The organism is Dokdonia sp. PRO95 (assembly GCF_000355805.1).
Classification (GTDB): domain Bacteria; phylum Bacteroidota; class Bacteroidia; order Flavobacteriales; family Flavobacteriaceae; genus Dokdonia.
This window is the reverse complement of record NZ_CM001837.1, coordinates 1312203-1325213: the sequence shown is the minus strand read 5'-3', so window position 1 is coordinate 1325213 and position 13011 is coordinate 1312203. Positions and strand designations below refer to the sequence as shown.

Annotated in this window: 15 protein-coding genes; 9 read left to right on the top strand and 6 right to left on the bottom strand. The window is 38.5% G+C overall.

What is annotated here, in order from left to right; translation table 11 throughout:
- Positions 1–7: 7 nt before the first annotated feature.
- A complete protein-coding gene (locus D017_RS05825) occupies positions 8–1078 on the bottom strand; it encodes an isoaspartyl peptidase/L-asparaginase (RefSeq protein WP_035335229.1) in 1071 nt (356 codons plus the stop codon).
- Positions 1079–1294: 216 nt separating this feature from the next.
- On the opposite strand from D017_RS05825, the gene D017_RS05820 reads away from it, so the two are divergent.
- From D017_RS05820 to D017_RS05800, 5 genes are all read left to right on the top strand, one after another.
- Positions 1295–1789, top strand: coding sequence for a CAP domain-containing protein (locus D017_RS05820; RefSeq protein ID WP_035335228.1), 495 nt, complete (start codon positions 1295–1297; stop codon positions 1787–1789).
- A 122-nt stretch (positions 1790–1911) separates the two neighbouring features.
- Positions 1912–2448, top strand: coding sequence for a 3-hydroxyanthranilate 3,4-dioxygenase (locus tag D017_RS05815; RefSeq protein WP_035335227.1), 537 nt, complete (start codon positions 1912–1914; stop codon positions 2446–2448).
- A gap of 185 nt (positions 2449–2633) precedes the next feature.
- Complete coding sequence (locus D017_RS05810) at positions 2634–4187, top strand: aldehyde dehydrogenase family protein (RefSeq protein WP_035335226.1); 1554 nt, start codon at positions 2634–2636, stop codon at positions 4185–4187.
- 290 nt (positions 4188–4477) lie between these two features.
- Entirely contained in the window at positions 4478–5428 is a 951-nt protein-coding gene (locus D017_RS05805; RefSeq protein ID WP_035335220.1) for an OmpA family protein, read from the top strand.
- A 21-nt stretch (positions 5429–5449) separates the two neighbouring features.
- Complete coding sequence (locus tag D017_RS05800) at positions 5450–6133, top strand: hypothetical protein (RefSeq protein WP_035335219.1); 684 nt, start codon at positions 5450–5452, stop codon at positions 6131–6133.
- Positions 6134–6212: 79 nt separating this feature from the next.
- On the opposite strand, the gene D017_RS05795 is transcribed toward D017_RS05800, so the two are convergent.
- The 4 genes from D017_RS05795 to D017_RS05780 all read right to left on the bottom strand — a co-directional run bounded on the left by D017_RS05795 (position 6213) and on the right by D017_RS05780 (position 9462).
- Positions 6213–6629 (bottom strand): OsmC family protein, encoded by a 417-nt coding sequence (locus tag D017_RS05795; protein WP_035335217.1) that lies wholly within the window; start codon positions 6627–6629, stop codon positions 6213–6215.
- Between the two features lie 135 nt (positions 6630–6764).
- Positions 6765–7115 carry a tRNA-binding protein gene (locus tag D017_RS05790; RefSeq protein ID WP_035335216.1) on the bottom strand — a complete coding sequence of 117 codons (351 nt, stop codon included), beginning with the start codon at positions 7113–7115 and terminating at the stop codon, positions 6765–6767.
- A gap of 45 nt (positions 7116–7160) precedes the next feature.
- Complete coding sequence (locus D017_RS05785; RefSeq protein WP_035335215.1) at positions 7161–8261, bottom strand: DNA helicase PriA; 1101 nt, start codon at positions 8259–8261, stop codon at positions 7161–7163.
- 61 nt (positions 8262–8322) lie between these two features.
- Positions 8323–9462, bottom strand: a complete 1140-nt coding sequence (locus tag D017_RS05780) for an SPFH domain-containing protein (RefSeq protein WP_035335214.1) — start codon at positions 9460–9462, stop codon at positions 8323–8325.
- Between the two features lie 520 nt (positions 9463–9982).
- On the opposite strand from D017_RS05780, the gene D017_RS05775 reads away from it, so the two are divergent.
- The 4 genes from D017_RS05775 (at position 9983) to aat (ending at position 12416) form a co-directional block, all read left to right on the top strand.
- A complete protein-coding gene (locus tag D017_RS05775) occupies positions 9983–10858 on the top strand; it encodes a flavin reductase family protein (RefSeq protein WP_035335213.1) in 876 nt (291 codons plus the stop codon).
- Between the two features lie 36 nt (positions 10859–10894).
- Entirely contained in the window at positions 10895–11278 is a 384-nt protein-coding gene (locus D017_RS05770) for a DUF3127 domain-containing protein (RefSeq protein WP_035335212.1), read from the top strand.
- 84 nt (positions 11279–11362) lie between these two features.
- Entirely contained in the window at positions 11363–11728 is a 366-nt protein-coding gene (locus D017_RS05765; protein WP_152023870.1) for a hypothetical protein, read from the top strand.
- Between the two features lie 31 nt (positions 11729–11759).
- Positions 11760–12416, top strand: coding sequence for a leucyl/phenylalanyl-tRNA--protein transferase (gene aat, locus D017_RS05760; RefSeq protein ID WP_035335209.1), 657 nt, complete (start codon positions 11760–11762; stop codon positions 12414–12416).
- Between the two features lie 8 nt (positions 12417–12424).
- On the opposite strand, the gene D017_RS05755 is transcribed toward aat, so the two are convergent.
- A complete protein-coding gene (locus tag D017_RS05755) occupies positions 12425–12994 on the bottom strand; it encodes a DNA-3-methyladenine glycosylase I (RefSeq protein WP_035335208.1) in 570 nt (189 codons plus the stop codon).
- Between the last annotated feature and the right edge of the window lie 17 nt (positions 12995–13011).

The following is a 13011-nucleotide window of genomic DNA, read 5'->3' as shown; positions in this document are numbered from 1 at the left end:
ATACTCTTTAATTATTCTTGTAAATTTTGATGTCTAGATCCCCAGTAGCATTCATATGCGCACGATACATTCCAGCAGTATTGAATTCCATAGCTACATTTCCATCCTTATCTATCGCTACAATTCCTCCATCGCCACCTAAAGCTGGAACTTTTTCTTGAATGACTTCGCTAGCAGCTTCTTGAAGTGTTACTCCTTTATATTCCATCATTGCCGAAATATCATGAGCTACCTGAGCTCTTATAAAAAATTCTCCCCATCCTGTACTACTTACCGCACACGTAGCATTATTTGCATACGTTCCAGAACCTATAATAGGAGCATCACCTATGCGATTATATCGTTTATTAGTCATTCCTCCTGTAGAAGTTCCTGCAGCAAGGTTGCCATACTTATCTAACGCCGCACAACCTACGGTTCCAAATTTACTGTCCTTTATATAAGGATCCATAAATGCAACCTTCTTATCACCATCGTGGTCGAGTTGTGTTTTTTCTTTATCTATAATTTTCTGCAATGACTGGAAGCGTCTTTCTGTATAGAAATAAGAAGGATCTACAATTTCTAGTCCTTGCTCTTTTGCAAATTGCTCTGCTCCTTTTGCGCTCAACATCACATGCTCAGATTTATCCATAACCGCTACTGCAAGATCAATAGGATTTTTTACTGTTGTTACTCCAGAGATGGCTCCAGCATTAAGCGTCTTACCATCCATTACACTTGCGTCAAGCTCATTTGTACCATCATGTGTAAAAACCGCACCTTTTCCTGCATTAAATAAAGGACTGTCTTCCATAATATTTATAGCTGCTGTTACGGCTTCCATACTAGTTCCACCATCGGCTAGAATTTTATGACCGGCCTTTGTAGCTTCTTCCAGCTTAAGACGATATGCTTTTTCTAGTGAATCTGTCATATTCTTTTTAAGAATAGTACCAGCTCCTCCATGTATAACAAGACCAAATTTTTGATCTGCGGGAATAGTATTTTCAACTTCCTTAGAAGCTTTTTCTTTAACTGGCATGTCACAAGACATTATTAAAAGACATGAAATAATGCCAAAAACTAATTTTTTCATAGAGATTACGATTTTGTAAGTGTCTAAATATAAGGAGAAAGAATCTTTAAAAAGAATTGGTTTTTTCAAAAAAATCGATGAAATACACAGTTATTTCTTTGAAATTTCTTACAAATCAACTTTTTTTGTGTATTTCATCGATTAAGTACACAAAATGTACGTTTAAGTGCAAAATAATTATATCTTGCAGTCATAATAAACTCATAACCCCAAATTATGAAATTGATTAGCCAAACTTTATACGCACTAGTTGCGTTGTGCCTCCTAAGCGCGTGCACCAGCGAAGAGTCTTCAGAGATAGAAACTCTTGCAAATTTAGAAACTACTATAGAGGTAGAAAATAACATTGAGCTTGCCGAAGAGGTACTTGATGTACTTAATGACTATAGGGCATCTATAGGTCTTAATGCACTCGAGTGGCATACAGATTCAGAAAATCTTGCCGTAGCTCATTCTAACTACATGGTGATTCAAAATGAAGCAAGTCATGATAATTTTTACGAGCGTGCTGCTATACTACAGGATAAAGGGGCAGACATGGTGAGTGAGAATGTAGCTTATGGGTTTAGAGATGCAGAGTCAGTTCTAGAAGGATGGCTTAACAGTCCTGCGCACAAGCAAGCAATAGAAGGAGATTACACACACACAGGTGTAGGCATCGTCATGACAGAAACAGGAATACCTTACTATACACAATTATTTATTCGATAAAAAAATACCCCCAAATCAATTTTGATTTTCAACCCCGTGTACAATAGTAGGCGGGGTTGTTTTTTTACGCTTTCGCGAAAGCGTACTTCTATAAATTGTATTTTTATACAAAGAATAAGATTATGGCAATTCAACAACCGTTCAATTTAAATAAGTGGATTGAAGAAAACAGAGATCTCCTCAAGCCACCCGTAGGTAATAAGAACTTATACCAAGACGCTGGTGACTATATCGTAATGATTGTAGGTGGCCCAAATGCTCGTAAAGACTACCACTACAATGAGACCGAAGAACTATTTTTTCAAATAGAAGGTACTATTGAAGTACATGTGCAAGATGAGGGAGTAAAACGTACTATGCAACTAGGTCCTGGCGATATGTATTTACATCCCGCTGGTGTACCACACTCTCCAGTAAGACATGAAAATTCTATAGGTTTAGTGATAGAACGAAAGAGAGTAGATCTAGACGGAAAGGATGGTTTACTCTGGTTCTGCGATAACTGTAATCATAAATTATATGAAGTTTTCTTTAAGCTTCATAATATAGAAAAAGACTTTTTAGGACACTTTAAAGATTTCTATGGGAGTTTAGAACATAGAACTTGTAGTAACTGCGGAACCGTTATGGAAGTAGATGAGCGATTTACTGCAGATTAGTAAAAAAAACAGAATAATTTTTAGGGTGTGTTTAATAACACGCCCTTTTTTATGGAAGCCTTTGAATTATTCTTAGATTTGACTCAGAACATTACCTCCATCGTAGCAGGTATGTAATAAAGAAATTATTAACCATTGAGTAAGATCGCTTTGTATGTTTTCTTCACTCAATAATTCAAAAAACTATGAGCACAGTAGCAAAAGATTTTGGAATGGACGAAGCGCTTAAGATACTTGGCCTTTCTGATATAAATGAAGGAACCTCTACAGGTCAAAAAAGTTTTGGTAGTGGAGACATTATTGAATCTTACTCTCCAGTAGATGGGCAATTAATAGGTAAAGTAAAAACTACCACAAAAGAAGATTACGAGAAAGTAATGACCTCTGCTACAGCAGCGTTTAAAGACTTTAGAACAATGCCTGCTCCAGCAAGAGGAGAAATGGTACGTCAGTTTGGAAACAAGCTTCGTGAGGTAAAAGAGCCATTAGGTAAACTCGTTTCTTATGAGATGGGTAAATCATATCAAGAAGGACTAGGTGAAGTACAAGAGATGATAGATATCTGCGACTTTGCAGTAGGTCTTTCTCGCCAGTTACACGGTCTTACAATGCACTCGGAGCGTCCTGGACATAGAATGTATGAGCAGTATCACCCACTAGGTGTAGTAGGTATCATCTCTGCCTTTAACTTCCCAGTTGCAGTATGGGCGTGGAACACAGCTCTTGCTTGGGTTTGTGGCGATGTTTGTGTCTGGAAACCATCAGAAAAAACACCGCTTTGTGGTGTTGCTTGTCAAAACATTATTGCCGAAGTTCTTAAGGTTAACGATATGCCAGAAGGTATCTCTTGCCTTATAAATGGAGACTATAAAGTAGGTGAGATGATGACTACAGATAGGCGTCTACCTCTTATCTCTGCTACAGGCTCTACTCGTATGGGTAGAAAAGTATCTGCAACCGTAGGGGAACGTTTAGGTACATCACTTCTAGAACTAGGAGGAAACAATGCTATTATTGTAACTCCTGATGCAGATATTAAAATGACCGTGATAGGTGCTGTTTTTGGTGCTGTAGGAACAGCTGGACAACGCTGTACATCTACTAGACGCCTTATTATACATGAGAGTATGTATGACACGGTAAAGGATGCTATTGTAAAGGCATACGGGCAACTACGCATAGGCAATCCGCTTGATGAAAATAATCACGTAGGACCACTTATAGATAAAGATGCCGTAGCAAATTATAACAAAGCTCTAGAACGCGTAGTAGCAGAAGGAGGAAACATTCTAGTAGAAGGTGGTGTACTGTCTGGTGAAGGTTATGAGAGTGGATGCTACGTAAAACCAGCTATTGCAGAAGCTAGTAATGATTATGAAATTGTTCAACATGAGACTTTTGCTCCCGTATTATATTTATTAAAATACAAAGGTGACGTTACAGATGCCTTAGAGCTTCAAAACGGTGTGGCACAAGGACTTTCGTCTGCTATTATGACTAATAACCTACGCGAGGCTGAGCGTTTCTTAAGCGCTGCAGGATCAGATTGTGGAATTGCAAACGTAAATATAGGTACATCTGGGGCAGAAATAGGTGGAGCCTTTGGTGGTGAGAAAGACACTGGTGGAGGCCGTGAGTCTGGATCTGATGCTTGGAAAGTATATATGAGAAGGCAGACTAACACTATCAATTATACGACAGAGCTGCCACTTGCTCAAGGAATTAAATTTGACTTATAAGAGTCTTTATCTTTTTAAAAAACACTTATACTTTAAACCGCTTCTATTAATAGGAAGCGGTTTTTTTATGCGCTTTCGCGAAAAATTGAATCCATAACAAAAAATCTTCTCACAATAAGCCAAACGTTATAAAACCTACGTTTTACACTGAAATTTGATCATTTTTACTCGATTAATCTCATAAAAATACCGAGCAAATACATAATCTATTGAATATCAACTATAAAAAGTTGTAAGTGTTAATATTTTAACTAACTTTAAGAAACAGTAATCACCTAAAAAACAACCAAATGAGTAAGAAAACGGGATACCTCCTAAGTATGCTGGTTACGATTGTTATTTGTATGATTCTCGCCTGGATTTTTTGTTGTGGCACTACTAGTAATAGTGATTCACAAAATAATCAACGAGAGACCACTATTGACAATACTCCAGCAGTAGCTGCTCCAGAAGCAGCAACCTCAATGGCCTTTAATCTAAAAGGACCTGACGGTAATTTTGCCTTCAACAGCAATGACAATTTTAACTTTAACAATTCATCATTTACCATCCTACCTCCTATTTCTGAAAAAGTTACAGAAGGTGTAGGTGAGCTCAAAACATATCTTGAGACCACTGGTAACGAAGATAAAATGATAGACATTGTAGGGTATTATGACAGTGGAGAAAAGAACACCTCAGCATTTGCAAATCTTGGACTTGCAAGATCAAATTCTGTAAAAAACTATTTTGTTAATCAAGGAATTTCTTCAAGTCATATAAATGCATATGGAGAGCTACGCTCATCATTAGTTCCTGATGGCAACGTGTACAAAGGCCCTATAGAATACAGAATATTTAATCAAGCAAATGATGATCTTGATGCTACTAATGCAGCACTACTAGACATAGAAAAGAGTCTTAGAGCAGACCCACTTGTCTTGTACTTCGATTATGGAGAAGCCTCTGTAACTCTAAGCGAAAAACAACGCTTACAAATAGGAGACATAAGCCGCTATCTTGATAAAAAAGAAGGTGCAACCATTACTGTAGAAGGACACACAGACAGTCAAGGTAGCCTCACTACTAACGATAGACTAGGATTAGAAAGAGCAGAATTTGCAAAGGCGTATCTAGTAAACAACGGTATTTCTGGATCAAAAATCAAAACTGTTACAAAGGGAGAGCGCAACCCTATTGAAACAAATGATACCGAGGAAGGACGTAATAAAAATAGACGCGCAGTCATCACACTAAACTAACAGATCAAAAACAAAATAATTATGGATTTTTCAAACATAGCTTGCTGGATATGGCCACTCATCGCGGGTGTTATCTGCGGTATTTTAGGATATTTATTGGGTCGACTCTTTGGCAGTAATAATGATAAAACAATAGACTACAGTGCAGATCTTGAAGATTGCAGGCGCAAAACTGCATCTCTGCAAGCAGATCTCGATGCATGTACTCGTAAAACTGCATCCTTAGAAGCAGATTTAGCTTCAAGTGAGTCTAAACTTAATCTAGCAAAAAAAGCTCCCTTAGCAGCAACTAGTACCGCGAGCATCGCAAGTTCATTTGCAGCAGGTGTGGCTACTAGTGAAACAGTTATTCAAAATACAAATACAAGTATACCATCACCATCTATAGGTATTATAGGTGTACCGTTTGATGCTGCAGCGGCAAAAGGCGTGTATGGTAAGAAAAGAATAAAAGAAGACGATCTTACTATTGTAGAAGGAATAGGTCCGAAAATATCTGAGCTCTTCCATAACCACGATATCAAAACGTGGGCAGCACTTGCAAGCACTTCTGTAGAGAAGTGTCAAGAGGTACTCAATTCTGGTGGTAAACGCTTTGAGATACATCGTCCAGGCACTTGGCCTATGCAAGCCGAAATGGCCGCTCTAGGAAAGTGGGCAGAGCTTAAAAAATGGCAAGACGAGCACGATTACGGTAAAGCGTAAATAGCTCTATATATTCCATATAAAAAAGTCCGCTATGATATGTTTCATAGCGGACTTTAATTTTATAAACAGTTCTCTTCTATAATAATGTAGCGTCTAGTGTTATTTCTGCTTTCATAAGCTTAGATAGCGGGCACACTTCTTTTGCCTTAGTTGCTATTTTTTCAAATTCTTCGGTTGAGATATTTGGAACCTTACCTTTTGTGGTGAGGTGAATTTTTGTAATCTCCCCATCTTCAAAAGTTACGTCTGCACTTGTATCTAGAGCATCTGCTACGTAATCTTCTTCATTGAGTAAAAAACTAAGTTGCATTGTATAACATCCAGAATGTGCTGCTCCTATAAGTTCCTCTGGATTTGTACCCACTCCGTCTTCAAATCGAGTTCCAAAGGCATATTGTGCTTTATCTAGCACGGTACTTTCGGTAGAGATTGTTCCTTTTCCTTCTTTTCCGCTTCCTTCCCAGTGTGCGCTTGCGCTTCTTGTAAATTTCATTGTTTTTTTTATTTAAAGATATGAGTATTCCGCTTTCGCGAAAGCGATATTAACACCTTATAACAATGCGTTTAACAAAGGTTTATAATGACCTGAACTATTATTCCTCATTTGTTTTGAAGAAGTTGAAAGTGGCTATCCTATTTGAGTGCCATTTGCTACTTTTCTATCTGGAGCTATTAAAATAACATCCTTATCATTGCCTAAACCACCCAGAACAAGACACTCACTCATCATTGTTGCAATTTGCTTAGGTGGAAAGTTAACAACTGCAATCACTTGCCTTCCTACTAGTTCTTGAGTCGTATATAACTGCGTGATTTGTGCAGATGTTTTCCTTTTACCGTACTCACCAAAGTCCACAACCATTTTATAGGATGGATTTCTAGCCTCTGCAAAAACCTCTGCAGATAAAATGGTGCCTACTCGCATTTCTACCTTAGTAAAATCACTCCAGGTCAAATTTTTATGCTCCTTATCTTCCATGATTATTTTTTTAATCAGTAGCAAATTAGTTAATAATCTACACTACTACTGGCCATTATTAGCTAGCAGAACAATAACTCCTATCACAATAAGACCCGCTAGTATCGCAAAGAAAATCTTCCAGAATGAATACGGTCGCTTTCCAGAGAGTGCTCCCGTTTCTCCATTAACAAAGAAGTTATATTCCTTACCGTTATAGCGGTATGAACTCACATATACTGGCAATAAAATATGTTTAAACGTCTCCTCTGCGAGCTTCATGTCTATGGATGATACTCGTTGTGTATCACCGCCTATGTCTCTAGCTGCCCAAGTAGATGCTATTTGCTCTGCTACATCACGAGATTTACCATAACCGTCTTTAAGAGGAATGGTATATTTTTCTGTCACAAAACCAGATAAGAATCCGCTATTGAATGGTTGTAATTTTTTGAGATCCCATCTAGCAATTTTAGAAGGAACTCTACCAGCGCGTTGTTTTGATGCTTTTATGAGCGTGTCATCTACAAATCCAGACACGTGACCAGAGGCGGGATACCATCTCGTTTTACGTACTTGCCTTGATTGCGTTTTTCCTTTACTATCGCGATAAGTTTGCGTCTCATAGTAATACTCACCACGCTGTCCCGTATAGTTTGCAGCAAGCTGTGCATCAAAGGTCCAATATGGCAGGTACAGCCCCTTTGTAAACTGAGGATCTAGTGAGGCTTTCTTAAGTTTATTAGGCGCCCACCAGAGACCGTTTACCCACTTTTTAAAAATAGTAAAAGAGGCACTCTGATCTATCTGAAATGGCAAGACAGCTCCTGGTAAAATCCAGTCTTCCTTGCGGGCATCTTCAAGTATGAGTGGCATACTGCAATACACGCAGTGTAGGGATTTATAGTTTTCTTCTACGTGCTGGTTTGCTCCACAATTTTTGCAATGCAACATAGAGATCTCTTCGCTGTTTTTTTGATCACCCATACTTTCTAGGTATGGATACAGCTCCAGCTCTTCAAACTTGCTCGTGGCTAGTGATATCTCTTCTTTATGACCGCAATACTCACAAGTGATGGCTGTGGTACCGGGCTTATACTTGAGCTCTGCGCCGCAATTTATGCAGGCCTTTTTGAGTTCGGTTTTATGTATGGGGTTTTCTTCCATATAGGCATAGAGTAATTACGCTTTCGCGAAAGCGCACATAGGCTATTACATTGTAAAATTTTTAAACCGGCAGTGGCGGCGGTGTGTTACCTCCTAAGAACGACTTAAGCTCCTCTACCTCCTGCAAGGCTGTCCATCCAGCCATACCTTGCTTCCACACAAGGCTCTCTTTATTGATAGTACGGTTTGCAAATAAAGCCTTGAGCTGATCGATACCTACGGGTCCTTGTTGTGCACCTTTTACCGCATAAAAATATTGTACAGCGGCTGGCATAGGTGGCGGCATCATTCCGCCTTGATTCATTTGTGGTTTTGCTTGTTGTTGTCCTCCCATTTGTGGAGACATCATTCCTCCCATTTGTTGTGCGAGTACAAAGCCCATTCCCATTCCCATTCCTGCACCTGCTGTACCACCTTCATTTGCTGCTGCAGCTTCTATAGCTTTGGCAGTTTTGAACTTAGTAAGCTTATCTAGGTCAAGCTTATCGATACGGCTATATTCAAATATTTCTTTCTTGAGATCTTCTGGCATCGATACATTCTCGATGTAAAATTTCTCAAGAGAAATACCCACAGACAGAAACTCTGGCTTCATCACCTCTTGGCACGTCTCAGAAAGCTCAGTAGTATTTGCCGCATAGAGCTCTATAGGCAGATTTGCTTCTCCTACTGTATCTGTAAACCTAGTTGCAATAAGGCTTTTGAGATGCTCGTTGATTTCAAAATTTGTAAAGTTGTTATCTGTCCCTACGATGTCTACAATAAACTTTCCAGCATCTGCAATTTTAAAGGCGTAGGTACCAAAAGCGCGAATCTCAACTAGTCCAAAACGGTCATCGCTTAATGTTATAGGGTTTTTAGTTCCCCACTTTTCGTCTGTAAATAAGTGTGTGTTTACAAAATAAACTTCTGCTTTAAATGGAGAGTTGAAGCCATATTTCCACCCTTTAATAGTAGATAATATTGGTAAGTTTTGAGTAGTAAGGTCATATGTACCTGGTGTAAAAACATCTGCAAGTTGGCCCTCGTTTACAAATACTGCTGTCTGTCCTTCTCTTACAATGAGCTTTGCACCGTTTTTAATCTCGTTTTGATAACGTTCAAAACGATGTGCAATCGTGTCATCTGTGTAGTCTAGCCACTCTACAATATCTATAAACTCGTTGCTGAGCTTCTCTTTAATCTTGCTAAAAATATCCATAGGTTGTGTTGTTTTAACTATTGGTGGCTTGAAGATACAAAATGTTACAAAAAACCTGCTATTGTTCCCTCAAACAATAGCAGGTCTTAATTGCCTACATAAAGGCAACTCAAAACAATGTATAGTGGCTTATCATCTATCCTTGGTACTCATATGAGCTACCATCTGAAAATTCAATTGAGAAATAAGAAACATCAAATTCCTCATCTTGAAAAATTTCTTCTAGAAGTCCCCACTCTTCCGTATTTGTATTCATGACATATCTTTTTAAGTGATTAATACATTACAAATATGATCCAGATTTCTAAATCTATTAGGGATATAATGACGTGAGTATGTAAGGGTCTATACCCCTATATTTCTAAGTCATTCTTAAAATTCCTACACAAAAGACTTATTAATAGAGCCGCTAGACAGCTTTTCTTATAATGATGTTGAGGTTGTTGTTAAGCTTTCGCGAAAGCGTTATTAATACCCTTAAAGAATTCCTATTTTTGATACACTTTTTAAAAAGATATGTATGCTCACGATAGATCCTAAAGAAATACCTGTTCCACAATTATTTGGCCACCTTACAGGCGCCGTGGGACCACGTCCTATTGCATTTGCAAGTACTGTAGATAAGGATGGAAAAGTAAATCTCGCTCCTTTTAGCTTTTTTAATGTCTTTGGGGCAAATCCTCCTATTCTTGTGTATTCTCCTTCTAGAAGTGGTCGTGATAACACCACAAAACACACACTTGATAACGTACTCGAAGTACCTGAATGTACTGTAAACATTGTAAACTATGCAATGGTACAGCAAATGTCACTGGCAAGTACGGCTTATGCAAAAGGAGTAAATGAGTTTACAAAATCTGGGCTAACAGAAAAGCCATCTGAGATGGTACAACCTCCTTGCGTTGCAGAAGCGCCAGTACAGTTTGAGTGTAAAGTAATTGAGGTAAAGCCACTAGGTGATCAAGGGGGTGCAGGAAACCTTGTGATTTGCGAAATTTTAAAAATGCATATTGATGAGGAGATACTAGATGCTCATGGCGCAATAGATCCTCTCAAGATAGATCAAGTATCACGTATGGGCGCAAACTGGTATAGCCGTGCAAAAGACGGACTTTTTGAAGTACCTAAACCTGTTTTAAGAACAGGAATAGGCGTAGATATGATTCCTCAAGATATAAGAAATAGTACGATACTTACTGGTAATGATCTAGGTATGCTGGGTAATGTAGAGCAATTGCCTACAGCAGATGAGATTTCTAGTTTTATAGCACAGCATCAGGATTTAAGAACAAATCTCACCACAACAACGCAAGAAACGCTGCACAAAATAGCAAAGGAATATTTAGATAAAAAAAATGTGGATAATGCGTGGAGAGTTCTGCTCGCAAAACGCTAGGATTTTTATAAATTTACACCCTAATAATTGAACGCGATGGAAGTACAAGGTAAAGTAAAAATGATAGGTGAGACTCAAACATTTGGGAGTAACGGCTTTAGAAAAAGAGAACTTGTCGTAACGACAGAAGAGCAATACCCACAGCACATTATGGTGGAGTTTGTACAAGATAAAACAGATCTTTTGAACAACTATGCTGTTGGCCAAAACGTAAAAGTAAGCATTAACTTAAGAGGTCGCGAGTGGGTAAATCCACAAGGTGAAACTAAGTATTTTAACTCTATACAAGGATGGCGCATAGAGAATCTTGCAGCAGCAAATGCTGGTGGAGGACAACCATTACCTCCTATGCCTCCAGCAGATTCATTTGAGCCTGCAACAAACCTTAATAGCGACGATCACGACGATCTACCATTTTAAGACGATAAAGCTCAATAAATTGAGATTTGAACCCAAAACAATTAACTTGTTTTGGGTTCTTTATTTTTACACCTTTATCAATCTATGATTGTATACGGAGTTTGTAAAAGTTGTCATAACCACTTGAGCCTAAATGTTCTTGCTGGCACACGTGCGGAACTCTCAAAACAAATAGGTGTAAGCATTTCAAAAAAATGCGACCGCTGTGGTGTTACTACCACCTTTAGTATAAACCAGCTCAAAGCAAAACTCTCAAAGCGCATTCGTCATGCGGTTTTAGAGGTTGCAATTGTAGGTGTTGTTGTGCTCTTTTCTAGCTATTACTTTCTCACAGATATTACCTACATGGCCTTAATTATTGCTTTTTATACACCGCTTGCTTTAGGTTATGTGTGGCATACAAGAAGAAATTTTAAGTTAATCGATACTTTTAATAGAAGCAAAGCCTAGTTATCTTTGTGCATAGCTATTAATTATACTCGTGCTTTTACTCCCAGAAGATCAACATTGGAATAATGACCCTTGGTTTCCAGAACACCATCTGGCAGACGAAGAAGGACTACTTATGGTAGGTGGAGATCTTACTACAGACTGGTTATTACTCGCCTACAAATCTGGTATTTTCCCTTGGTATAATGAGGGGCAACCCATCTTGTGGTGGAGTCCAGACCCACGTATGGTCGTAAAACCTAGCGACGTTCATGTGTCTAAATCCATGCGCAAAGTGTTACGTGATAACCACTTTGAAGTCACTTACAATAAAAATTTCTTAGAGGTAATTCTCGCTTGTAAGCGTATTAAACGTAACGGTCAAGACGGCACATGGATTACTAATGATATCATAGACGCGTATCTCAGATTACACGAATTAGGTCATGTAATCTCTGTAGAAGTCTGGCATGAAGACAAACTCGTAGGAGGCCTCTATGGTATAGACTTGCAAGATAAAGGTGTTTTTTGTGGCGAGAGTATGTTTGCAACCATGAGTAATGCCAGTAAAGTGGGGTTTATTACGCTTTCGCGAAAGCTTACTAAAAACGGATACAAGCTCATAGACTGCCAGATGTACACAGACCATCTCGCAAGCCTAGGCGCCGATGAAATACCTAGAGAAACCTTTTTAGAATATCTTAAATAGTAGCTTTACTACTCTTGTACCATCTCGTACCTAAAACAGTTTACATCGTGATCATTTACCATCCCTATGGCCTGCATAAATGCATAGATAATGGTACTTCCCACAAACTTGAAGCCTCGCTTTTTTAGATCTTTAGATATTTTATCACTTAGAGGCGTATTTGCTGGGCATTCTTTATAATCATTCCAGTGATTTTTTATGGGTGTGTTATCTACATAATCCCATAGGTATTTTGAAAAACTGCCGTATTCCTTTTGGATCTCCATAAACAGCCTTGCATTTGTAACCGTACCACGTACTTTTAGCTTGTTTCTTATAATACCAGCATCTTGCAAGAGTGATTGTATTTTATCTTCGTTATAAGCGGCAATGCGCTTGTAATCAAAATTATCAAAGGCAACTCTAAAGTTTTCTCTCTTTTTTAAAATTGTAATCCAGCTCAATCCCGCTTGAAAAGTCTCAAGAACCAAAAACTCAAAGAGTAGATCTTCATCTCTAAGCGGAGTTCCCCACTCGTTATCGTGATAAGCCTCATATAGGTCATCACCCACACACCAGCCACATCTATGTTTTTCCATACGGTTACAATTTGTTT

What these genes read in the sequence shown, in the direction of transcription:
- D017_RS05775 (WP_035335213.1), top strand. Translation starts at nt 9,983, where the DNA reads ATGCTCACGATAGATCCTAAAGAAATACCTGTTCCACAATTATTTGGC.
- D017_RS05780 (WP_035335214.1), bottom strand. Translation starts at nt 9,462, where the DNA reads ATGGATATTTTTAGCAAGATTAAAGAGAAGCTCAGCAACGAGTTTATA.
- D017_RS05785 (WP_035335215.1), bottom strand. Translation starts at nt 8,261, where the DNA reads ATGGAAGAAAACCCCATACATAAAACCGAACTCAAAAAGGCCTGCATA.
- D017_RS05815 (WP_035335227.1), top strand. Translation starts at nt 1,912, where the DNA reads ATGGCAATTCAACAACCGTTCAATTTAAATAAGTGGATTGAAGAAAAC.
- D017_RS05825 (WP_035335229.1), bottom strand. Translation starts at nt 1,078, where the DNA reads ATGAAAAAATTAGTTTTTGGCATTATTTCATGTCTTTTAATAATGTCT.
- D017_RS05770 (WP_035335212.1), top strand. Translation starts at nt 10,895, where the DNA reads ATGGAAGTACAAGGTAAAGTAAAAATGATAGGTGAGACTCAAACATTT.
- D017_RS05765 (WP_152023870.1), top strand. Translation starts at nt 11,363, where the DNA reads ATGATTGTATACGGAGTTTGTAAAAGTTGTCATAACCACTTGAGCCTA.
- D017_RS05755 (WP_035335208.1), bottom strand. Translation starts at nt 12,994, where the DNA reads ATGGAAAAACATAGATGTGGCTGGTGTGTGGGTGATGACCTATATGAG.
- D017_RS05790 (WP_035335216.1), bottom strand. Translation starts at nt 7,115, where the DNA reads ATGGAAGATAAGGAGCATAAAAATTTGACCTGGAGTGATTTTACTAAG.
- D017_RS05795 (WP_035335217.1), bottom strand. Translation starts at nt 6,629, where the DNA reads ATGAAATTTACAAGAAGCGCAAGCGCACACTGGGAAGGAAGCGGAAAA.
- D017_RS05810 (WP_035335226.1), top strand. Translation starts at nt 2,634, where the DNA reads ATGAGCACAGTAGCAAAAGATTTTGGAATGGACGAAGCGCTTAAGATA.
- D017_RS05800 (WP_035335219.1), top strand. Translation starts at nt 5,450, where the DNA reads ATGGATTTTTCAAACATAGCTTGCTGGATATGGCCACTCATCGCGGGT.
- D017_RS05805 (WP_035335220.1), top strand. Translation starts at nt 4,478, where the DNA reads ATGAGTAAGAAAACGGGATACCTCCTAAGTATGCTGGTTACGATTGTT.
- D017_RS05820 (WP_035335228.1), top strand. Translation starts at nt 1,295, where the DNA reads ATGAAATTGATTAGCCAAACTTTATACGCACTAGTTGCGTTGTGCCTC.